General features: G+C 53.6%; 20 protein-coding genes and 10 tRNA genes. 1 reads left to right on the top strand and 29 read right to left on the bottom strand.

All coding sequences use genetic code 11. The features are described from left to right. The 27 genes from THEVEDRAFT_RS04230 to THEVEDRAFT_RS04100 form a co-directional block, all read right to left on the bottom strand. On the bottom strand, positions 1–2,001 hold the full coding sequence (locus THEVEDRAFT_RS04230; RefSeq protein WP_006583476.1) for a V-type ATP synthase subunit I: 2,001 nt from the start codon (positions 1,999–2,001) through the stop codon (positions 1–3). Next, on the bottom strand, positions 1,988–2,323 hold the full coding sequence (locus THEVEDRAFT_RS04225; RefSeq protein ID WP_245522733.1) for a hypothetical protein: 336 nt from the start codon (positions 2,321–2,323) through the stop codon (positions 1,988–1,990). Before THEVEDRAFT_RS04225 ends, THEVEDRAFT_RS04230 begins: the two co-directional genes overlap by 14 nt. Positions 2,324–2,496: 173 nt before the next feature. Further along, positions 2,497–2,572 (bottom strand) — tRNA-Gly (locus tag THEVEDRAFT_RS04220). Between the two features lie 511 nt (positions 2,573–3,083). Next, on the bottom strand, positions 3,084–4,436 hold the full coding sequence (gene rlmD / locus THEVEDRAFT_RS04215; RefSeq protein ID WP_006583474.1) for a 23S rRNA (uracil(1939)-C(5))-methyltransferase RlmD: 1,353 nt from the start codon (positions 4,434–4,436) through the stop codon (positions 3,084–3,086). Positions 4,437–4,650: 214 nt separating this feature from the next. Continuing rightward, positions 4,651–5,208, bottom strand: a complete 558-nt coding sequence (locus tag THEVEDRAFT_RS04210; protein ID WP_006583473.1) for a 2-oxoacid:acceptor oxidoreductase family protein — start codon at positions 5,206–5,208, stop codon at positions 4,651–4,653. A gap of 6 nt (positions 5,209–5,214) precedes the next feature. Continuing rightward, on the bottom strand, positions 5,215–6,030 hold the full coding sequence (locus THEVEDRAFT_RS04205; RefSeq protein ID WP_006583472.1) for a 2-oxoacid:ferredoxin oxidoreductase subunit beta: 816 nt from the start codon (positions 6,028–6,030) through the stop codon (positions 5,215–5,217). Between the two features lies 1 nt (position 6,031). Beyond that, the gene (locus tag THEVEDRAFT_RS04200) at positions 6,032–7,156 is read right to left on the bottom strand and encodes a 2-oxoacid:acceptor oxidoreductase subunit alpha (RefSeq protein WP_006583471.1); all 1,125 of its coding nucleotides are present in this window, start codon (positions 7,154–7,156) and stop codon (positions 6,032–6,034) included. Then, on the bottom strand, positions 7,149–7,358 hold the full coding sequence (locus THEVEDRAFT_RS04195) for a 4Fe-4S dicluster domain-containing protein (protein ID WP_006583470.1): 210 nt from the start codon (positions 7,356–7,358) through the stop codon (positions 7,149–7,151). The genes THEVEDRAFT_RS04200 and THEVEDRAFT_RS04195 overlap by 8 nt, the downstream gene beginning before the upstream one ends. A gap of 217 nt (positions 7,359–7,575) precedes the next feature. Next, positions 7,576–8,724 (bottom strand): NAD(P)/FAD-dependent oxidoreductase, encoded by a 1,149-nt coding sequence (locus THEVEDRAFT_RS04190; RefSeq protein WP_006583469.1) that lies wholly within the window; start codon positions 8,722–8,724, stop codon positions 7,576–7,578. Then, positions 8,724–9,050, bottom strand: a complete 327-nt coding sequence (locus tag THEVEDRAFT_RS04185) for a (2Fe-2S)-binding protein (protein WP_006583468.1) — start codon at positions 9,048–9,050, stop codon at positions 8,724–8,726. Before THEVEDRAFT_RS04185 ends, THEVEDRAFT_RS04190 begins: the two co-directional genes overlap by 1 nt. Position 9,051: 1 nt before the next feature. Beyond that, positions 9,052–9,561: a 4Fe-4S dicluster domain-containing protein gene (locus THEVEDRAFT_RS04180; RefSeq protein ID WP_006583467.1), complete on the bottom strand. Its 510-nt coding sequence runs from the start codon at positions 9,559–9,561 to the stop codon at positions 9,052–9,054. Positions 9,562–9,564: 3 nt separating this feature from the next. Further along, positions 9,565–10,656: an NAD(P)/FAD-dependent oxidoreductase gene (locus THEVEDRAFT_RS04175; protein ID WP_006583466.1), complete on the bottom strand. Its 1,092-nt coding sequence runs from the start codon at positions 10,654–10,656 to the stop codon at positions 9,565–9,567. Between the two features lie 15 nt (positions 10,657–10,671). Continuing rightward, complete coding sequence (locus THEVEDRAFT_RS04170; protein WP_006583465.1) at positions 10,672–10,983, bottom strand: (2Fe-2S)-binding protein; 312 nt, start codon at positions 10,981–10,983, stop codon at positions 10,672–10,674. Positions 10,984–11,116: 133 nt separating this feature from the next. Further along, entirely contained in the window at positions 11,117–11,797 is a 681-nt protein-coding gene (gene tsaB, locus THEVEDRAFT_RS04165; RefSeq protein ID WP_006583464.1) for a tRNA (adenosine(37)-N6)-threonylcarbamoyltransferase complex dimerization subunit type 1 TsaB, read from the bottom strand. Then, the gene (gene tsaE / locus THEVEDRAFT_RS04160) at positions 11,797–12,321 is read right to left on the bottom strand and encodes a tRNA (adenosine(37)-N6)-threonylcarbamoyltransferase complex ATPase subunit type 1 TsaE (RefSeq protein WP_006583463.1); all 525 of its coding nucleotides are present in this window, start codon (positions 12,319–12,321) and stop codon (positions 11,797–11,799) included. The genes tsaB and tsaE overlap by 1 nt, the downstream gene beginning before the upstream one ends. Positions 12,322–12,336: 15 nt before the next feature. Continuing rightward, complete coding sequence (locus THEVEDRAFT_RS04155; protein WP_006583462.1) at positions 12,337–12,573, bottom strand: hypothetical protein; 237 nt, start codon at positions 12,571–12,573, stop codon at positions 12,337–12,339. Next, a complete protein-coding gene (locus THEVEDRAFT_RS04150) occupies positions 12,570–14,123 on the bottom strand; it encodes an NAD(P)H-hydrate dehydratase (RefSeq protein WP_425358269.1) in 1,554 nt (517 codons plus the stop codon). Before THEVEDRAFT_RS04150 ends, THEVEDRAFT_RS04155 begins: the two co-directional genes overlap by 4 nt. Then, positions 14,116–14,487, bottom strand: a complete 372-nt coding sequence (acpS, locus tag THEVEDRAFT_RS04145; protein WP_006583460.1) for a holo-ACP synthase — start codon at positions 14,485–14,487, stop codon at positions 14,116–14,118. The genes THEVEDRAFT_RS04150 and acpS overlap by 8 nt, the downstream gene beginning before the upstream one ends. 126 nt (positions 14,488–14,613) lie before the next feature. Beyond that, a tRNA-Lys gene (locus THEVEDRAFT_RS04140) sits at positions 14,614–14,689 on the bottom strand. A gap of 32 nt (positions 14,690–14,721) precedes the next feature. Further along, positions 14,722–14,805, bottom strand: a tRNA-Leu gene (locus tag THEVEDRAFT_RS04135). Between the two features lie 17 nt (positions 14,806–14,822). Beyond that, a tRNA-Lys gene (locus tag THEVEDRAFT_RS04130) sits at positions 14,823–14,898 on the bottom strand. A gap of 17 nt (positions 14,899–14,915) precedes the next feature. After that, positions 14,916–14,991, bottom strand: a tRNA-Arg gene (locus tag THEVEDRAFT_RS04125). 23 nt (positions 14,992–15,014) lie between these two features. Then, positions 15,015–15,091: transfer RNA gene (locus tag THEVEDRAFT_RS04120), tRNA-His, on the bottom strand. A 14-nt stretch (positions 15,092–15,105) separates the two neighbouring features. Then, positions 15,106–15,182, bottom strand: a tRNA-Arg gene (locus tag THEVEDRAFT_RS04115). 16 nt (positions 15,183–15,198) lie between these two features. Then, positions 15,199–15,275, bottom strand: a tRNA-Gly gene (locus THEVEDRAFT_RS04110). A gap of 13 nt (positions 15,276–15,288) precedes the next feature. Next, positions 15,289–15,366: transfer RNA gene (locus THEVEDRAFT_RS04105), tRNA-Pro, on the bottom strand. Between the two features lie 9 nt (positions 15,367–15,375). Further along, positions 15,376–15,450 (bottom strand) — tRNA-Ala (locus THEVEDRAFT_RS04100). A gap of 33 nt (positions 15,451–15,483) precedes the next feature. Here THEVEDRAFT_RS04100 and THEVEDRAFT_RS09330 point away from each other — a divergent pair. Further along, positions 15,484–17,142: an NFACT family protein gene (locus tag THEVEDRAFT_RS09330; protein WP_083830697.1), complete on the top strand. Its 1,659-nt coding sequence runs from the start codon at positions 15,484–15,486 to the stop codon at positions 17,140–17,142. Here THEVEDRAFT_RS09330 and THEVEDRAFT_RS04090 read toward each other — a convergent pair. Both THEVEDRAFT_RS04090 and ileS read right to left on the bottom strand, forming a co-directional pair. Beyond that, the gene (locus tag THEVEDRAFT_RS04090) at positions 17,114–17,983 is read right to left on the bottom strand and encodes an RluA family pseudouridine synthase (RefSeq protein ID WP_245522732.1); all 870 of its coding nucleotides are present in this window, start codon (positions 17,981–17,983) and stop codon (positions 17,114–17,116) included. The two genes, THEVEDRAFT_RS09330 and THEVEDRAFT_RS04090, sit on opposite strands and share 29 nt — an antisense overlap. A 124-nt stretch (positions 17,984–18,107) precedes the next feature. Next, positions 18,108–20,891, bottom strand: coding sequence for an isoleucine--tRNA ligase (ileS, locus tag THEVEDRAFT_RS04085; protein ID WP_040825712.1), 2,784 nt, complete (start codon positions 20,889–20,891; stop codon positions 18,108–18,110). Between the last annotated feature and the right edge of the window lie 34 nt (positions 20,892–20,925).

The following is a 20,925-nucleotide window of genomic DNA, read 5'->3' as shown; positions in this document are numbered from 1 at the left end:
CTAAGCCGGATTTTCGGTGTCCGACAACCTCACGTAGCTGGTGGAACAGGAGAAGGGGGTAAAAGCCCTTCCGTTGGCCTCGTAGAACTTGCTGAAGAACTCAACGTACTGAAGCCTCAGGGAGTGAATGAAGGCCCCGAGTATGTTGGCCGCCACGCTGAAAAGATGTCCCCCAACGAATATGACCAGCGCCAGAAGCCACCCCACGTACGGCACACCCACCACCAAAGTACATAGGAGGTTCACTATCATGCCTATGGCGGCGGATGACAAACCCAACGCCAGCAGACGGCTGTAACTCAGGGTATCACCAAGGTAGGCAGTCACGTTGTAGAGGCTAAGGAGCCCTATTACAGCTCTGCTCAAGATGTTCTTCCTGTCCCTCCCCTGAGTGGTCACCAGGACAATGGCCCCCACAGCGGAAAGGACCTTACCGACCGCGGCAACCAAAGGAGAGATCTTGCCCCCCAAGCCCCAGGAAACCAGTCCCACAAGGAACACGATCCAGCTGCCCTTGTCCGCCACAGCTCCGAAGTAGTCTCCCTTCCTTACGGAATCCATCATGGATATCCAAAGACCGAAGAGAAGCTGCAGGAACCCTATGGCAAGGGAGATCCCAAGGAAGGTAATCGGATCCGTCATGGGATCCAGCACCTGCATGGCATCCTTTATGGGCTTGACGGAACGCAGGAACGAGAACGCGTCAAACATGTTACCGAACCAAGAGCCGGTAACAGCGCCAACGAACACCGTGGCCACGTTGCCTATGGCTAGGACCTGGAAGAACTTGCGCAGGTTACTGCTCAAACGGTGCTTAACCAGGAAGTAAGAGAAAAGGGCGGTCAAGATCAACCCATACCCCGCATCCCCAAAGCACATTCCGAAGAACAGGAAGAAGAACGGGGCCATCTTGGGGGTAGGATCGACACCGCCGTAAGTTGGCACCCCGTACATCAAGGTCAAAGGCTCACAAGAAGCAGCCCATGATGGGTTCTCAAGCAGCGTGGGAGGCAACTCGTCCTCCTCCACTTCTGCCTTCGAAAGGTCCACGTGGGACTCGAATGGGGCCAACACCTTTTTGAGGTCCGCCTCCTTGGAGACCGGCATCCAGAACTCCCCTATCCTGGTAAAACCGGTTGAGTCGCACCTGAGTATGGCCTCCTTGCGGGCTTTAAGTATCGAGAGATAATCGGAGACAAAGAGCGCATCAGCGAAGGATTCATCGGCCAAGCTCCGGGCCTCATCCTCGATCTCCCTGGTCTTCGCTTCCAGCTCCTCCAGCCTAGACCTTATCTTGGCCAACTCTTCCTGCGGAAGGCCAGTGAGCTCCTTTGGCAGTTCCATGCGCTGGAACCCCATCTCATCGGCCACCGTCTTGAAGACCTGGGCGTGGGATTTCAACACGATCACCGCGCACAGAAGCTGGCCATCCGTGCCACCCGATAGCTTGATTACCTCAACAGCCCCACCCAAGCGGTTTTGAAGGGCCTCTGAGAAGGCAAAGAAAGACTCCTCAGATATGGATCCCAGGTAGGCCTCGGCCATGGACGTGCCCCCGTTGAACATGGATATGGGCACTTCCAAGGATTCAACCGGTGCAAGCTGGGCTGCTATCCCCCTAAGACGGGCCTCCTCGGATCTTATCTCTGAAAGCTTACGCTCAAGCCCCCGGATCTTCTCCGCGGTCTTAGGGAAGTTCCTTGACTCCGCTTCCTTCTCAAGAAGGTCTAGGGTGAGCTCAGGAGACTTCCCAAGGGCCTTGTCAAGCCCTCCTGGTTTCTGCTGGGCCTTGTCGTCAAGGAATCGAATGACGAACCGAGCTTCTCCAAGCTGATCGTCTATGCCCCGGAGCTCCCTGGCTTCTTCCGCCTTAACAGCCCCATCCTCCCCTTCCGGCAAGATCCACTCACAGAATCCGAACCGTTGGATCTCCCTAAAGACCGCCTCTGCCGCATCAGAGTGCACGGCAAGACGGTATTTACCCATTTCAACCAAGGCCATGAGATCTCATCACCTCTTCTACCACCCAAGAGACCACTGACGGCACTGAACCCTTCTTGCTCTCGAAATAGGCCTCCGCCTCGGCGCGTCCCTTCTCCAGCAGGCCCTGAGCTACGAGATCCGCCTCCTTCTCCGCCTTGGCTATACGCTCCCGGTGCTCCCGGTAAAGCCTCTGCCAAGCCTCCTTAACGGACTTGGAAGCGTAGGCCTTGGCCTCCGCAACTAGTTTAGAAGCCTCCGCCTTTGCATCCGCCACCATCTTCTGGGCGGCCTCCTCACAAAGCCTAATCTCCTGAGCCAGGTTCTCACTCAACGAAGACACCTCCCCTCCTAAGTGGTAAAAGGCTATAAAACCCCAGCTTGGTGTTATCTTAGACAACAACCCCACATGAGTCAATTGTGCAAAAAATAACGAGAACGGGATAAAAAAAATTCCTCATTAAGGGATGTCAAAAAACAAAAAAGAGGGGCAACCACTGCCCCTCTCAATTAACATGGAGCGGACAACGGGATTCGAACCCGCGACCCTCGGCTTGGGAAGCCGATGCTCTACCAGCTGAGCTATGTCCGCGCATCACGATGGGGATTATACATAACCCATTGAGTATTTGCAACCCCCGAATTGCCCCACGGAAAATCCGAATGGGATAATTATGCTACCAACATTCAACCACCCAAGCGATGGTAGTCCTCCCGTGGAACAAAAACCCCACGGGGAGGATAAACTTCCCCCAGGGCAGCACAAACGAAGATCACTAAAGCATAACCTTAAAATCGCCACAGCAAGGGGCAAGGCAACACCCCACAAATGCCATGGTTATCAGCTAAGATTTTCCAAACAGACAACGATAACTATGGGCAATTATTCAGGTAGCACTTCGCATTCCCGAGCGTCTAAACCTATTTCAAAATGCCTGTTCTCGCCAATGAATAAGTGTCAACATTTACCAACAACTATTAATAGATCATCACAACCACAACCTTGAAAGGGGCCATAATTGCCCTCTTAAACTAGCCCCTTCGAATGGGGCCTTTTCTTAGGGTAGCCTTTCAGCTTTTATCACGGTACCCCATATCTCAAGCTATTTCCGCTCTACCAACGCTACACATTCCACGTGGCTGGTCTGTGGGAACATATCAAAGGGCCTCACGGAAGCTATGGAGTACCCATTATCCACGAGAAGCCTTAGGTCCCTGGACATGGTGGCTGGATTGCAGGAAATGTATATAACGTGTCTTATACCTTTTTTTGCTATAGCATCAATCACCGCACTGTCGCACCCTCCCCTAGGGGGGTCCAACACCACCAAATCAAAACCCCCATCCAAATCACCTATCACCAGTTCCGCCGCCCCCAAAAAAGGCCTCGCTCTATGGGAAAGTCCGTTGATCTCCAGATTGTCCCTAAGCTGATCCACCGCATATGGCCACTCCTCAACGGCAGTAACCTGATGCCCACCCTGGGCCAAGAGACACGTCAGACTCCCCACACCACAATAAAGCTCTAGCACATTATCGGCCCCAACAGAGGCCACCAGATCTCTTACGTGGCAAAACATGGCCTCCGCCTGGGACGTGTTCACCTGAAAAAACGATGTCACATCGTAAGAAAGGGTCAAACCGCCAAAAACCTCCCGAACAACACGGCTCCCTCCCTCCCACACGAAGGAACCGTTCCAAACGAAGTTACCATCCGATCGATTGCAAAATACCGATACTCCTCCTACCCCAAGTCCCTTCATAAACCCCCACAGCCGCTCCACCTCTGCCTTGAACGTTCCCCGGGGCTTCCCCCTCATCACAAGGCTTAAAACAACATCCCCGGTACGCTCCCCAGAGCGAACCACCAGCTCTCGAATAAGCCCCGATGGCTCCCTGCCCTCTCCGTAAGGAGGCAATATCCCCTTCGAAATCCTGGGGGTCAAGAAGCTGATCGCCCCCTCCAAAACCCTATTAACCGAATTAGACATCACAGGACAATCCCCCCTGAGGGGTACCACCCTATGAGAAAAGGGCTCATAAAAACCAATGGCCCCGCCAGAACCATGACGCCTAACCGGGACTATCGCCTTATTACGATAACCAAATCGCTTGGGACTAGCCTGACACTCCTCAACTGAATCAACCGAAAGACCTCCTATACGACGAAGGGCGTCCTTGACTGTCATGCTTTTAATTTTAAGCTGCATACCATAAGACGCATGCTGAAGCTGACATCCCCCACAGCGCCCATAAAGTGGGCAGGAAGGCATAACCCTGCTGTTTGAGGGCTCGAGCACCTCAATCAGCCTAGCCCGCGCATAGGTCTTCTTAACCAGACCGATCTCAACCCTTACCCTCTCCCCAGGAAGAGCGTAGGGGACAAATATGACGAAATCACCATCCCTTGCAACCCCATCCCCGGCGCTATTAACCGAAGAAATGAGCAATTCCAAGACATCTCCACTGCTTAGCAATTTTAAATCCCCCAACGGACAAGAAATCATCAAAGCTAAGTGCCACCGGCCAATGATACGATCCTAATGCTACCAATACCACAGAAACCAAGGGTCTGGGGACCCTAAAACGGACCCCCAGACCCTAGCTTAACACAGCTTCATTTCAAATACCCTACTAACGAACTTCTCTCTAATCCTGCTGGATCAAACGCTACTTCTTGGCCTTCATCATATCGTAACCCGCATCAAAGGCCCTTGCGTTCAGCTCCTCGGTGCCCTTGGGAACCCGGTTCAATATGGCCTTCTTGATGGATTCCGGCTTCATGAGCCCCTTAAGCTCCAAGGCCCTGGCCAAGGCCCCAAGAGCCACCATGTTGGTAACGATCTCCCTCCCAAGCTCCTCACGGGCAGTCCTCACGATGGGAAGAGGGTATACCTCCGCATCCAAGTTGGGAAGATCTGTTACGAAGAAATCATCCACTATAACTATACCGCCTGGCTTTGTGTCCAAAGCGTATTCATCGCAGGCCTTTTGGGTAAGGATAACCTGAAGGTCCGGCGCACTGGCCTTGGGGTAGTCTATCTCACTCCTGGATATGACCACCTCAGACTTGGAAGCCCCTCCCCTGGCCTCGGGACCATAAGCCTGGGTCTGAACCGAGTAAAGCCCTTCTTCCATAAGGGCGGCAGCCTCTCCTACTATCACAGCCGCCAAGATAACCCCCTGGCCGCCGGACCCAGCCAAGCGAATCTCAAAACGATCGCTCATATCCGACTACCCCCTTACCCGATCTATGAGCTGCTGATACTTCTTGGTGTACTCCTCCCCCTCGGCGCTGAAGAGCTCGCCTATCACTATCTTATCCTTCAGCTCCTCCGGGGACATGGAATCCGCCTTAGCCTTCATAACGCTGTGATCCTTGAAGAAATTGAAGTTGTCGATCGGACGGCTCCGCTTGTTCTTGCGGCCAAACTGGGTGTGACAGTGGGTGACCACCTCTACCACCGAAAACCCGTCGTTCTGTATGGCCTTCTTTATGAGGGTCTCACAGAGCTGGGGTTGCGCGATAGTAGCCCGGGCCACAAACGTGGCTCCCGCCCCTATGGCCAGCTTACAAAGATCAAAAGAAGGATCAACAGCCCCATAAGGGGTAGTAGAGGCAAAAGCCCCCTCCGGGGTGGTAGGAGAAGCCTGCCCACCTGTCATCCCATAGATATTGTTGTTCATGACGATGGCGGTTATCCCTATGTTACGACGGCAGGCATGGATGAAGTGGTTGCCCCCTATTGCGGAACAATCTCCATCCCCCATCACGTTAACCACCGTCAACTCTGGGTTGGCCAGCTTAACACCCGTGGCAAAGCTCAAAGACCGCCCATGGGTAGTATGAAGAGTGCAGGCGTTTACATAACCGGGAAGCCGGCTGGAACAACCTATCCCAGAGGAAAGAACAGTCTTGGTGGGATCTTTGCCCAAGTCAGCAAGGGCCCGCAACAGCGCATGCATCACTATCCCATGACCACAGCCGGGGCACCATATATGGGGCATGAACTGACTGCGGATCCACTTCATAACATCCTCCCGAGGCATACTACGCCACCTCCTCGACGGCGGCCATTATCTGGGCCGGCTTAAAGAGCTCACCATTTATAAGGGTCTTGGATATTACCTCCGAGTACCTACCCATAACCCTCTCAACCTCAAGAACCATCTGTCCAGCATTGAGCTCCGGGACAATAACCTTCTTTATGTGAGAAGCAAGGGATCTAAGCTCCTTGTCCGGGAAGGGCCATATGGTTATGGGCCTGAAGTGTCCAACCTTCACACCCCTGGCCCTAAGTTCCCTAACGGCCCTCAAGGCAGAACGGCTAACACAACCGTAAGAAAGGACTAAAACCTCCGCATCCTCAAGACCCTCATGAGAGTAGGAAACTATCTGATCTCTAAAACGATCCACCTTTCGTATTATCCTGGTGGCCTTCTTGTCGATATCCTCAGCGTTGTTGGTGGGGAATCCCCACTCGTTGCTGGTAAGGCCGGTAACGTGCCAGCGGTAACCGTCTCCAAATGCCGCCATCGGGGGCACGTCGTCATCATCGGCTCTGTAGGGGACAAACTGATCGGGGGACACCGTAGGACGCTTCCTATCAACAGTATCCACCTTATCAGGGACCACTATCTTCTCTCTCATGTGCCCCACGACTTCATCGGTCATCACAAGAACAGGCTGACGGAACCGCTCCGCCATGTTAAAAGCGGTCACGGTAAGATCGAAGCTCTCCTGGACGGAGGAAGGAGCATAGGCTATGGTGCCATGGTCTCCGTGGGTCCCCCAACGGGCCTGCATGACATCCGCCTGAGATACCTTAGTGGGAAGGCCGGTCGAGGGGCCTCCCCTCATAACATCGACCACCACCAAGGGGATCTCCGCCATGTACGCGTAACCCAAGTTCTCCTGCTTAAGGGAGAAACCAGGCCCAGAGGTGGCAGTCATGGCCTTAACACCGGTAAGAGCCGCCCCAATGGAAGCCGCTATCCCGGCTATCTCGTCCTCCATCTGGATGAACTTACCACCCCTCAAGGGCAGTTCCTCCGCCATCACCTCTGCTATCTCCGTTGAAGGGGTTATCGGATACCCGCCAAAGAAACGGCACCCAGCGGCTATGCCTCCCATGGCTATAGCCTTGTTGCCCTGCCAAAACTCGACCCTAGGCATTCTCCTCACGCTCCTTCACAGTGATGGCGAAGTCCGGGCAGACGTTGTCACACTGACGGCACCCTATGCAGTCATCCTGTCTAGCCGCCTCGCATTTGACCCTGCTATCCAATTCAAGAACCTTTTTGGGGCATATGGCGATGCAAAGCCCGCACCCCTTGCACCACTTCTTGTTTACCAGGACGGAGAACTTCTTGGCCAATCGCTCCACCTTCCTTCCCTTGGCATGTAAACCCTGCGTGCTGCTGCCCATGACCTCGTTAATTATGCCAGCCCCAAAGATGCGTTGCAACAAAAAAAAGGTGTTTATATGTTGAATCTACTGATCCAAAATAGACAATTCAAAAATTTTCACACCATACTAAAACAGGGGGGCAACGCCCCCCTGTTTTAGTCTCCTGCCAAACCAAGCATGGAAACTACACCACCGCAGGCTCCAGTATCAGCTCGCCCCTCTCAAATCGCTTATAGCTAAGCATGGAGATGTCTATCGACGTAGTACCCTTGGTGTACAACTCCGCTATGAGCTGACCCGATATTGGGGCAAACATAAAACCATGCCCCGAGTATCCGGTAGACAGGTAAAAGCCCTTGACGTCCGTCTCTCCCAGCTCCGGCTGCTTGTCCGGGGTCATGTTGTACATACCAGACCACTGACGAACCACCCTGATCCCCTTTGTCTTCGGGAGGACCTTGACGAAGGTCTTAGACATGTGCTCAAGGAAGTCCGCAGAAGCCTTATTCTCGTAGTCCTCGGGATGCCCCTCAGGGCTGCATCCGCCTATGATGGAACCATGGGGACGCTGCTGAATGTAGTAGTTCCCAGAGAAGCTCATGAGCATAGGGGGGCATACCCCGAACTCCACGGGCTCGGTGATCAATATCTCGTGCCTCTCCGAATAGTTCGGTATCTTTATGCCCGCCATGGCGGCTATAAACTGAGCATAGGGCCCCGCACAGTTGACCACCGCCCTGGTGGATATGAACCCACGGCTAGTCTCCACGCCCGCTATCCTGTCAGACTCAACTCGGATCCCGGTGACCTCGGTGAACTTAAAGACCTTAACCCCCAGGCGCTTCGCCGCCTCCTGATAGGCAAAGGTGGTGAGGAACGGGTCAGCATGACCATCCCTTTCGTGGAAGGTAAAACCAACCGCATCATCCGCAGAAAGGCAAGGACATATCTCCATGGCCTCTTCCTTGGAAACCACCCTAGTCTTTATGCCCAAGCTGTTCTGGAGAGCCATGCTTTTCTTCAACGTCTCAAACTCGCTCTCCTTATAAGCCACCATGAGGTAACCACACTGGTTCAATCCAACATCCATACCAAGCTCTTCGTGAAGCTGCTCAAACAGGTTAAGAGAAGCCAAACCAAGACGGCAGTTCATCTCGGTTCCCCACTGAGCCCTTATTCCCGCCCCACAACGCCCGGTGGAACCGGAGCAGATGCTGTTCTTCTCCAGGACCACCACGTCCTTAACCCCAAACTTGGCGAGGTTGTAGGCCACAGACATGCCCTGAACCCCACCGCCGATGACAACAACCTCAGCGGTATCCTTCCACTCCATCACTCTCCACCCCCAGAGGCTAGGATGCCAAGCTTAACGGGCTTAACTGGCGGTCGGATCGTACCAGCAGGTATCTCCGCAACAGGCTTACCAGTAATCCGAGAGATCTCTCTAAGTATCATCTCCCTGCAACCACGGCCTTGACAGGGCCCCATCCCTACCCGCAGAACTCTCTTCAGCTCATCAAACGTGTCATAGCCCCGGGCAATCCAGTCCCTTATCTCCCCAAGGGTTACCTCCTCACAGCGGCAGACCACTATCCCCCGCTCCCGGTTCTCCACTTCTTCGTTGTTGCACACCTCTCCGGCTTTGATTATCTCGCTCATATCACTTCACCACCCTAACAGCCCTAACCTGGTCCACAAGATCCACTGGGACCCCCACGTGAACCACCAAGGTCTTGTCCTTCCAGGGCTCAGTGACCGCCTCTACCTTGCTCTTATAAACAACCTCGCCTACCCTGTTAAGGCACTCCACCGAATCGCCCTTCTCGGGACGAGGCAACATCTCATAGGGGAGCTTCATCAACGCCATGCCCTCTTCGCCCCAGGTAAGATCCACCACAAAACAAGCCAGGCCCGGGCACTTCGCAACGCACATGGCACACCCCGTACACTTAGAGTAGTCTATCCGAGGCGTGTCGTTTATGTCTTCAAAGGGAAGGACAGCTCCGGTAGGGCAACTGGTGTTACACGGATTGCATGGTATGCGCTGGGGACATTCGATGATGACAAGCCCGTTCTTCTTGCTCTCCCACAGATCCCTGGGGGGAAGTTCTGCCCCCTGGCGATGCTCCACCAAAACTCCGCTGTTGAACAAGAGCTCCTTATCGGTCATGGCCTATTCCTCCCAACCATCCACCATAACCTGACTGATGCCAGCCCTGATCTTCTCTCCAACCTCACCGGCCCTCAGGTGCCCAAGACGCGCCCAATACTCGTCCATCTTCTCCACATTGCAAGGGAGCCCCAGGCTCATGGCAGCGGATAACCCAGCTATCCTTCCCTCCACCATGGCGGCACTGGCCTCCTCTATGCCAGAGGCGTCTCCAGCAACCCATATGTCCCGGTGGCTGGTCCTCATGGTTCTATCCCTAAGGGGGACATAACCACAAAGGTGGGGTACGTATTTCATCTTACAGCCCGCCTGCCAGCACAGTTCAACGGTCGGGGAAAGGCCAACGGCCATGCATATTATGTCGCAATCTATCTTCTTCTCATTCCCTATTCCAGAACAGCGATCATCCACCTCTTGAATGATCGCTCCTTCAACCACTTCCTTGCCCAGAGCCTCTTTTATGCTGTGCCTTAAATATATGGGAACACCAAGCCGGCGTATCTTAGCAGCGTGAACCCAATACCCACCAACCTTCGGCATGGCCTCCACAACCGCCGCAACCTCTACTCCTGCCTGCATTAACTGATAGCTTACTATTAGACCTATGTTCCCAGCCCCAACCATGAGAACCCTCTTGCCTGGGACCACCCCGTAGACGTTCATGAGAGTCTGAACTGCCCCGGCCCCATAAACCCCAGGAAGATCATTGTTGGGGAACGGAATCAACCTCTCCTGAGCCCCGGTAGCGACTATCACCTTCTTGGCAGAGACCCGGAAATACTCCTCCTCCCCACGCATGGCAGTGATAGTACCGTCCTCAGGATAGTAACCGGTGACCGTTACGTTGGTCTCCACTTGAACCCGGTCTCCGACGGATCGGATCTCCTCAAGGAGGATGTCTGCTATCTTGTAGCCCCTTGTGCCAGCATACTCATCCTTGCTACCAAAGAACTTATGGGTCTGCTTTATCAGCTGCCCACCAAGCTGCAGGTCGCTCTCCAACACAAGGACTTTAGCCCCATAGGAAGCGGCTTCAGCGGCGGCGGACAAACCGGCCGCCCCTCCGCCAACCACCAAAATGTCCGTGCTCATCATGTCCATCCCGCCCCCTTATATGGACACCTTGCCCTTGCCAACTTGAGTCCTAACGTCCATCCCCTCCTCAAGAGGAGTAACGCAGGTCCTAACGTTTGGCACTCCGTTAACCACCATGAAACAACTGCTGCACTTCCCTATAGCGCAGAAAAAGCCTCGGGGGCGTTTCATCTCTGGAGTTATACGGTATACACGAACTCCATTGGCGTGAAGGGCCACCGCAATGGGCTCCCCCTCATAACCTTCCATCTCCTGGCCATCGAAGGTAAACTTAACCTTCCTGCCATGGCGATAGTCCAAAATGGGGTGCTGGTCAATAAGGTGCATGCCTAATATCCCTCCTTGAACTTTGAACGGATATTGCTGAACCCTAACCACCGCCAGAAACCCTGGTTCAATCACCTCCCCAAACAGGGTAATTCAAATACAAAATGCTGTATAGAAGATATAATACTCTTGCCTAGGGGTGCTTGCAAGGCGTGGGACCAAAATCAGGCTCCCTTAAATACATCAAGCGCACATCAGCCGGGGAGACCCCAGAGGGCGAACAAGACTCGACAAAGCCCACCATACCCCTAATGGATGGCGACGGTACGTCCATGACCGATAAACCAACCTGATGCATCAGCTCTATCTCCTCGCAATAAGGCCCCTTGGCCAACCTGATCCCCCTAGCCGTCACCTCCTTAAGCAAATAAGAAGGCTCACAAATCACAGGGCCCCAAAAAGGGCCACAGGACAGATCATCATAGGCCGCCACATACAACAACCCCTTCTTTGCCCGAAGGAACGAGATGAAAGGCCCCGAATGACCCCAGGTGCGCTCCTGTGCAAGAGCATCCAAAGTTGGTACCGGCAGCATATCAACGCCTATGGCCTCCGCTAACCCTTGGGCATAACACACCCCCACCCTAAGCCCCGTGTAAGCCCCAGGCCCTACCACCACCCCTATGGAGTCCAAAGACTGCATCGGAACCTCTAGGCTGCGAAATAACCCCTCCACCATCCCGGGAAGATGGGTGGATTGGGAGCGGCCAAGATCAAGCCTAACCTCACCCACAACCCTGCGGCCCTCCGTCATCCCTACTGTGGTATATCCACATGACGTGTCTATCCAAAGAACCCTTCCCAAGTCCGCCATTATCTATTTATCTCCTTCCCGTTACTCAACTCTTCTAAAACTACGGACCCACTAAATCCAGACAGCGCAGCAGTCAAGGCCTCCCAAGACCTTGAAGAAGACGCCCAAGCACTGATCTCCCGAGAAAACAGTGAATCACCATATGCGATAAAAATTTCCCAACGATCGATGAACCCCCCTAGGGCCATCCGGGAAGCCCACTCAACCAAAAGGGCCCTCCCGTCATCTAAATACTCCCAAAGCGCCAACCCCTCAACCTCATCCGACGACAACCTGTAAAGATCCACGTGAACCAAAGGCGGCTTGGAGTCATATTCCCTTGCCAAAATAAAGCTGGGACTTTGCATTCGCCTTATCCCCAAGGCCATCCCCATGTACTGGACCAAGGTGGTCTTCCCTGTCCCCAACTCTCCATCTAAACAAACCAAAAGGCCGGGATAGAGGCTACCCCCCAAAGCCCGGCCAAGTTCCTCCATTTTATCCAACCCGTCCACCTGAATCTTGAATACCTTCTTGCCAATCATCTTAACTGTTTCACCTCATTCGTCCCGCCTTGAAGCGATGGCTATCATCAAAAGCGTGCCAAGCACCAAGGCACCTAGAACCATCATGGGGGATTTAAGAGAGATCTTGGGATGTCTCACCTTTGCCCCCACCATGACAACAAGAGCAGATAGGAAGCCTAAAAGGGTATAACGGAGACCCCTTATCCTAGCTTTCCTGGCTTCCTCCTGTCGCTTGTATAAATCCTCTGCTGAGCGCCTAGCACGCCTCATCTATACATCCCACCAAGCACCAAGGCAACCTCATCCGCCAGATGTCTTGCCAAGATGCCATCCCCTCTACCCTTTAATGCCAAGCTCTGCCCCGCCATTGCATGAAGGCCCACCGCAAAAATAGCAGAATCCATGCTCCAGCCAGCCCGGGCAAAAATCGCTCCCATTATGCCGGAGAGGACATCACCAGAACCCGGTATTGACATGTTAGGATCTCCAATACAGCAAACCACCATCCTTTGGCGGAACACCAATACGGAGTTCCTGCCCTTCAAAAGCACCCCGTCAAAACACTTCCCCAAAGCTTCCGCCGCATCTCGCCTGTTACCCCTAATCCAACTGGACGACTTCCCAAGAAGCCTCGCAGCTTCCCCCTCATGAGGAGTTATCCAGACTTTGGATCTTACGCAACTGCAATCCATGCCAAGCGCCGAAAAAGCGTTAAGCCCATCGGCATCCAAGACCAAAGGCCCTTCCCAAGACGAAAGGACCTTACCCACGAGAGCTATCGCCCCTTCACTCCTCCCAAGACCTGGCCCCAATACTATAGCCTTGACCTTATCCCCGTAACGGGACATCAGGTGCTCATAAGCCTCAGGGACTATCGATCCAGAGGAATCAACCGGGAGAGGTTCAATCATGGCCTCCGGTACGATCGGGGCATAGCAGGTTGACCATTTTTCAGGCACACCACATACAACCCAACCAGCACCGGCACACAGAGCCCCCAGCGCTGAAAGGAAAGGAGCCCCCCCAAAAGAGTCCGACCCCCCTATGACCAAGACCATACCCCTATCTGCCTTGCTGTACCCGCTTCCCAACCTGGGTTTAAAAAAGGGTAGATCTTCGGGGAATATCGCCGTAACCGCCGGTTCCTCGGGTAGAACCGAACAAGGAGGCACACCAATGGGCACCACCTCAAGGCTACCAGCAGAATCAAAGGCAGGGGTGAAAAAAAGACCACTTTTTAAAGCCATAAAAGACACGGTCAAAGATGCGGAAAGGAAATCCCCTTTATCTCCCAGGAGCGCCCCTGTCCTACCATCAAACCCCGTCGGGATATCGAGGGAAACCACAGGGACTCCTGCATCACCTGCCAGCCTTATCAACCTTAGAACCTCTCCCCGTGGAGGCCCTCCCGAACCAGTGCCCAAGAGACCGTCCACCAGCAAATTAGACGACCTTATAAAATCTAGAAGTTCCCGGTCAGAAAACTCGCTGGATACGAACACCCTGCCTCCAGCCCCCAGGTACATCCTTTCCGCCCCGAGAGAATCACCAGCCCTACTAGATGTGGTTGACACAACCGCCACATCCACACCAGCGGTCAATAAATGCCTTGCCACCACCATACCATCCCCGCCATTGTTCCCGGGACCACATAAAACAACCGCTTTTTTAAACGCCCCAAACCTATCAATGATAGCCCTTGCGGCCCCAGCTCCAGCATTTTCCATCAGTATTTCACCGGGGATGCCCATCTGAACGGCCTTTTGATCCGCCAGTCTTACGTCATTGGGATCGTAAGCTGACAAGGACAACCTAAACACCTCCCTCCAAAACCACGAATGCCACAGCCATTTCCCTTTCGTGAGATATGGACAGGAAGATCTTATCAACCCCTATAGATCTAGCGTACTCAGAAATTCTATCATCAAGGCATAGCACAGGGCCCCTCGCGGTCCGCCTCACCCATGCCCCTTTAAGGCCAAGCTTGGAAAGCCCGATTCCAAGGGCTTTGGCAAAAGCCTCCTTAGCAGCGAAAGACCCCGCCAAACTCTCCTCGGGCCTGGAAGAACCGCTTACATACTCAAGCTCCTCCTCATGGAAAACCCTCTCCAAAAAGCCGCCAATGTTAATGCTTCTTCTCATCCTGGATACAGAGCACATGTCCACCCCGATGCCTATTATCAAGCCAACCCCCCCTGATCCAACAGGTTCACATGGGCCGTCAAGGCCAAATCACCACACGAGATCCACCACCGCAGAGGGCACCAAATACAAAAAAAGGGCAAGGCCTAAAGCCCTGCCCGTAAAGCTTGGTGGACCGTACAGGAATCGAACCTGTAACCCCCTGATTAAGAGTCAGGTGCTCTGCCAGTTGAGCTAACGGTCCTTCATACCGAAACCAATCTATGCTACAACCTCTGGTGCGAGAGGGGGGACTCGAACCCCCACGCCACAGGCACGGGATCCTAAGTCCCGCGTGTCTACCAGTTCCACCACTCTCGCAACGAGCTGCGAAATCCTGGTGGACCGTACAGGAATCGAACCTGTAACCCCCTGATTAAGAGTCAGGTGCTCTGCCAGTTGAGCTAACGGTCCATCAACGCTACACTCCGTGGCGCGCCCGGCAGGATTTGAACCCGCGACCAACAGATCCGAAGTCTGCCGCTCTATCCACTGAGCTACGGGCGCAAGCCCAAGAAACAAGAGAACGCTGGGGTGAGCGAGGGGACTTGAACCCCCAACCCCTGGAGCCACAGTCCAGTGCTCTGACCGATTGAGCTACGCTCACCACACCACCCATTTTGGCGCGCCTGAGAGGACTCGAACCTCCAACCCACGGATTAGAAGTCCGTTGCTCTGTCCAGTTGAGCTACAGGCGCAAACCCGCAAAAACCCTGGAGCGGGAAACGGGATTCGAACCCGCGACCTACGGCTTGGAAGGCCGTCGCTCTAGCCAACTGAGCTATTCCCGCCTCCGATCTACCCTGGTCGGGGCGAAAGGATTCGAACCTTCGACCCCCTGCTCCCAAAGCAGGTGCGCTAGCCAGACTGCGCTACGCCCCGATATCTAACTGGTGGAGCTGGGGGGACTCGAACCCCCGACCTTTTCCGTGCGAAGGAAACGCGCTCCCTCTGCGCTACAGCCCCGAAATCACGAAGAGCATTCTATACATCATTTGCATGCTTGTCAAGTCTCAGCCATTCGTGATAACCTCCCCTTCCCTGGAGGTGATAAACATGGCTTTCGGGCCAGAGATGATAAGGCTACAAGAAGCTTGGATAAACAATACGATGAAAAACGCCCTGGTAGACCGCGGAGAATCTTGCTCCGAGGGAATCCTCCTGGATCTTAGGTGCCACAGGAGGGATATAACCCTGTTCATATCATGGTCTACCAAACTACCAGGCATATTCAAAATAACCCGTTCCCAAAAGAAAGATCTAATCACCTTGTTTCCCAGAAGGTCCCCCCTGGGAGAACTCTTAAACGGCCATCTCGCCGGGGCCTATCTGCTAGAAGCAAGGCAGATCCAACGAGATCGGATCATGGCCTTAGAATTCTCTAAACTCGTTAGCTCTTCGGTTAATCATCGAATTACAATGATCATGGAACTCATGGACAGGTCCACTAATATATGCCTTCTGCAGGATGGCATCATACTGGAATGCCATAAACGCCTTTATCCGGACACATCCGATAGAGTACTACTACCGGGAAATACATACTCCCCTCCTTCCCCAATGCTTTCCCAGCCCCATGCGGGTCTAAGCAGGGGAATGATCAGAGTTCTACAGGGATACCCCAACTATCCAAGCACAGCAGCCGAGATGGAGCACCTCCTATACTCTCAAGACCCCTTGAAGACCGAATGGCAAGCGATACAAAAGGGAAAGGACCTCTTCCCCATTCCCAAGGGACTCGCGGAGGAGTACTTGCCAACGCTAAAAGATCCTCTAGAGTTGCCCTCCGGAATCATGGAAGAACACCTCATAGGTGAGGCTCTAGCTACCAAAAGGAAAAAGCTGTTATCTATAATAGATAAAAAGGTAACAGCGCTACAACCGCAACTCCCAAATCCGGAGCTTCTTGAAAGGGCCAACAGGATAAAGTCCGTTGCGGAGTTCCTAATGAGCCTTCCACAGGGAAGGGAAGGGGGTAAACTGTTCATCACTAACTGGCCAGGACTGGAAGAAAACACTGAGGTGGAAATACCCAATGGCACAACACCAGTAGAGGAGGCCCAGCGGCTTTTCAAAGAATACCGTCGCCTGCTAAGAAGGCACAGGGCATCAGAAGAAAGAGCTCCTGTTGTAAGAGGGGAGATAGCCACCCTCGAGGAACAAAGAGCCCTGCTCATGGGCCCCATCAGCGGTCAAGACTTGGCTGCCCTGGAGGCGGAGATAGATACCAAAGGCAGCAAGGGGAATACCCGCGGAAAAGTAAGGATCCCCAAGGGGCAAGAAGCACCGGGGGTGAAAAGGCTCAACCCATCCTTTGGCACCATCTACGTGGGGCTAAGCGCCATGGGGAACCGGGAGATAACGTTCAGGATAGCAAAGCCGGACGACATCTGGTTTCATGTAAAGGATCTGCCCGGTTCTCATGTGTTGCTAAGACCCAAAGACCCCAAATCACCTATTGCAGAAGAGGTGTTAGCTGTCGTGGCCTCTTTAGCCGCCTGGTTCAGCCCCGCAAGGAGCGAGAGCAAGGCTTGGGTAGACTACACTCAAAGAAAGAACCTACGCCCGCTACCGGAGAAGGGGGTGGCGGGCGTAAGGTATAAGGTGTTCAAAAGCCTGCTAGTACAACCTAAAGACCCCGGCGAACTTGGACTATGAATTTAATCAGCTCATCCGGGAGGGGGCAGACAAAACTCATCATCTTCCCCGTCCTGGGGTGCTGGAAGCTGAGCCTCCAGGAGTGCAAAAATACCCTTTCCACCTCCCACCCCCGCGGGCAAGCCCCCCCATAAAGCCGGTCCCCCACCAGTGGATGTCCAATGGCCTTCATGTGAACCCTTATCTGGTGTGTCCTGCCGGTCTTTATCTGGCACAACAGCAGACTGTAGCCCCCATGGCTCCAAAGGGTTCTGTATGCCGTGTGAGCATCCCTACCCCAATCCACCGGTGCCATGCGCTTCCTGTTCCCGGGATCTCTTCCTATGGGGAAACGGATCTCCCCCTCCTTAGGACAGGGAGACCCAGAGACCGCAGCGATGTAAACCTTCTCAACCATCCTACCCTTGAAGGACCTTATAAGACCCTCCATGGCCAAACCATTTCTGGCCACTACCATCAAACCAGAGGTGGTACCGTCCAATCGATGAACTATCCCTGGACGTCTGACCCCATTGAGCTCCATCATCTCCGGGTACCGGTAAAGGAGCCCATGAACCAACGTCCCCCTCCAGTGCCCAGGGGCAGGATGAACCACCAAACCTGCGGGCTTGTTAACAACCACTATATCCTGGTCCTCGTATACCACCTGGAACGGGACGTCTTCAGGCTGAAGCTCCAAATCCTCCGGGGGCGGCAAGTCCACCGACACAGAACCGCCCGTCTGGACCTTAAGAGCCGGCTTAACCCTATCGGACCAAGAAACCATCACCCTACCCATACGGATAAGCTTGGTGGCATATGACCTGCTAAGACCGAGTTCCTGGGATATCAAAAAATCCAACCTATGCCCTTCCCACCCTGGCGAAACCGAGATTTGAACCCCTTCAGCCTTTGGGGCATCCTCCGTCTCTCCGAAGACATGCCCCAAAGGCTGACCATCACCAAAGAGGAGGCCTTCACCTGATCTATCCAAGCTTGGAGAGCACCTCACCACATCGGCCACAAACCCCAAGATCTTTGACTTCTTGCTTCCACTTCCAACACCTGGGGCACTTTTGATAGGGGCTGTGAGAAACCGCTAGTCTAACCCCAGTCTCCTCATCAACATGTGCATCCGAAGACATGGCACCCGATACAACAAGCCCAGACACCATAAATAGATCCTCTAGGAACTCCAGGGAGAAGTAATTCAATAAATCGGCATAGCCTGCAAGATCCATTTCCACCTGGGCCTCCAGGGAATTGCCTATCATCCCGTTCAAACGAGCTTGCTCAAGGGCCCGTAGAACCGCCCCCCTCACCTCAAACAGCCTGGACCAGTTTTTCATTTCCACGTCATCAAGGCCAGTCCTGTCCACAGAAGGCCACGCACTCAAGAAAACGCTCTCCTCCAGGGAAGGATCCATCTGGCGGGCAAACTGCCATATCTCCTCACATGTAAAGCTGAGGATCGGAGCCAATATCTTGGTAAGGGATATCAGTATTTCCCACATGGCACTTTGGGCGCTTCGCCTTGACAGACCATCGCAGTGATCCGCGTACAACCGGTCCTTACATACGTCAAGGTACAAAGAACTCATATCGTTGTCACAGAATTGATGAACCGCAAAATATGGAACGTGGAACTCGTATTCCTCATACCCCTTTGTAACCTTCTCCACCAGATCCTGAAGCCTGCTCAAAGCCCATTTATCAAAGGGCATGAGATCGTGACGGCTTACCATGTGCTTGGAAGGGTCAAAATCAGACAGGTTACCTAGTATGAAGCGGGCAGTGTTTCTTATCCTCCTGTACGACTCAACCAGGTTTTTAAGTATCCTGTCTGATATCCTAACATCACCGCGATAATCAGTGGAAGCAACCCAAAGCCTCAGTATGTCCGCTCCATACTTGTCTATTACCTCCTGAGGGCTGGTAACGTTCCCCAAGGACTTGGACATCTTCCGCCCATGCCCATCAACTATAAAGCCATGGGTAAGGACCTGGCGGAAAGGAGCCTTGCCCCTGGTGGCAACACCGGTCAGCAGAGATGTCTGGAACCACCCACGATGCTGATCGCTTCCCTCTAGATACATATCCGCAGGCCACCGAAGTTCCTGCCGAGTCTCAAGAACCGCAAGATGGCTAACCCCAGAGTCAAACCATACGTCCATGATGTCGCTTTCCTTGCGCAGCCGGTTTGAACCACAATGGGGACAGCGGCACAACTCCCCCAGCATCTCTTCCGGCGATTTGGTCCACCAAGCATCACTTCCCTCCCGGCGGATGACCTGAGCAACCCGCCTTACCATAGGAGGTTCCACAACGACCTTTTTGCAATCCTCACAGTAAAACGCCGGTATTGGCACCCCCCAGACCCGCTGACGGCTTATGCACCAATCAGACCTGTCCCTAACCATATTGCCTATCCTGTCCCTACCCCAGGCGGGCACCCACTTAACCGACTCAATAGCCCCCATGGCATCCTCCCGGAAAGCCTGGACGGATACAAACCACTGATCGGTGGACCTGAAGATAACAGGCCTCTTGCATCGCCAACAGTGAGGGTATGAGTGCTTTATCTTGCCACTGAATAGAAGCCTACCGGACTCAGCCAAAGTGCTCATTACTAACTTGGCCCCATCGGATATGGACATGCCACCCACCAATGGGGTGTCCTTAACAAAAAACCCCTTGTTGTCCACAGGGTTGAGGATCTCAAGCCCATATCGGACTCCGGTTTCAAAGTCCTCCACCCCATGCCCAGGGGCGGTGTGGACACAGCCGGTACCGGAGTCAAGCACCACATAATCTGCTAATACCAATGGGATATCCCGATCAGCATAGAAGGGATGCCCCGCAATAGCCCCCTCTAACCCTGCCCCTGGGAAAACCCTTATCGCCTCACCAAGGGAAATACCGGACTCCGCTTCAAATGCCTCCTTGCGCTCCACAGCCATGATCAAACGGCTTCCGTTGGAGGCACAGAAAACACCATACTGATACTGCGGGTGAACCGCCACCGCCATGCTGGCAGGAAGTGTCCAAGGCGTTGTGGTCCATATGACCACGAAGAGGTCATCCATCGGCATCTGCCCCATGGACTCGCTAAGCTTTCTCATTGGATAAGCCACGTAGATTGAAGGGGAAGCCTCATCTTCGTACTCTATCTCCGCGGCAGCAAGGGCTGTTTGGCAATCGGTACACCAGAACACCGGCTTCTGCCCTTTGTAAACCAATCCCTTCTCCACCATGTCGGCAAATGCCTCTATTTGAGCAGCCTCATACTCTGGTCTAAGGGTGAGATAGGGATTATCCCAATCCCCCAAAACCCCAAGACGCTTAAACTCCTCCCTTTGAACATCCACGAAACCCAAAGCATACTTGGCACACTTGGCCCTCAGGTCTACCGGGGAAAGTTGATCCTTATCAACCCCTTCTTCCTTAAGGACCTTAAGCTCTATGGGCAATCCGTGGGTATCCCACCCGGGGACGTAAGGAGCCCTATACCCCCTCATGGACTTGTACTTTGGGATAAAGTCTTTGAGAATCTTATTAAACGCAGTCCCTATGTGTATGTGGCCATTGGCGTAAGGAGGCCCATCGTGTAACACAAAGGTAGGAGCCCCATCCGGTTTATCCTGCATCTTTCCATATATATCCCTCTCAGCCCAAAAGGCCAAAAACTCCTTTTCCCTCTGGGCCAGGTTGGCCTTCATCGGGAAGTCAGTCTTGGGCAATCGAAGCGTGTCCTTGTAGTCCGTGGTCACCAAAATACCCCCTTCATGCTATAAGGAGCGCCCC

Origin of the sequence: Thermanaerovibrio velox DSM 12556 (genome assembly GCF_000237825.1) — a bacterium.
Classification (GTDB): domain Bacteria; phylum Synergistota; class Synergistia; order Synergistales; family Synergistaceae; genus Thermanaerovibrio; species Thermanaerovibrio velox.
The sequence above is the reverse complement of the archived record's forward strand: the minus strand, read 5'-3'. Positions and strand labels throughout refer to the sequence as shown.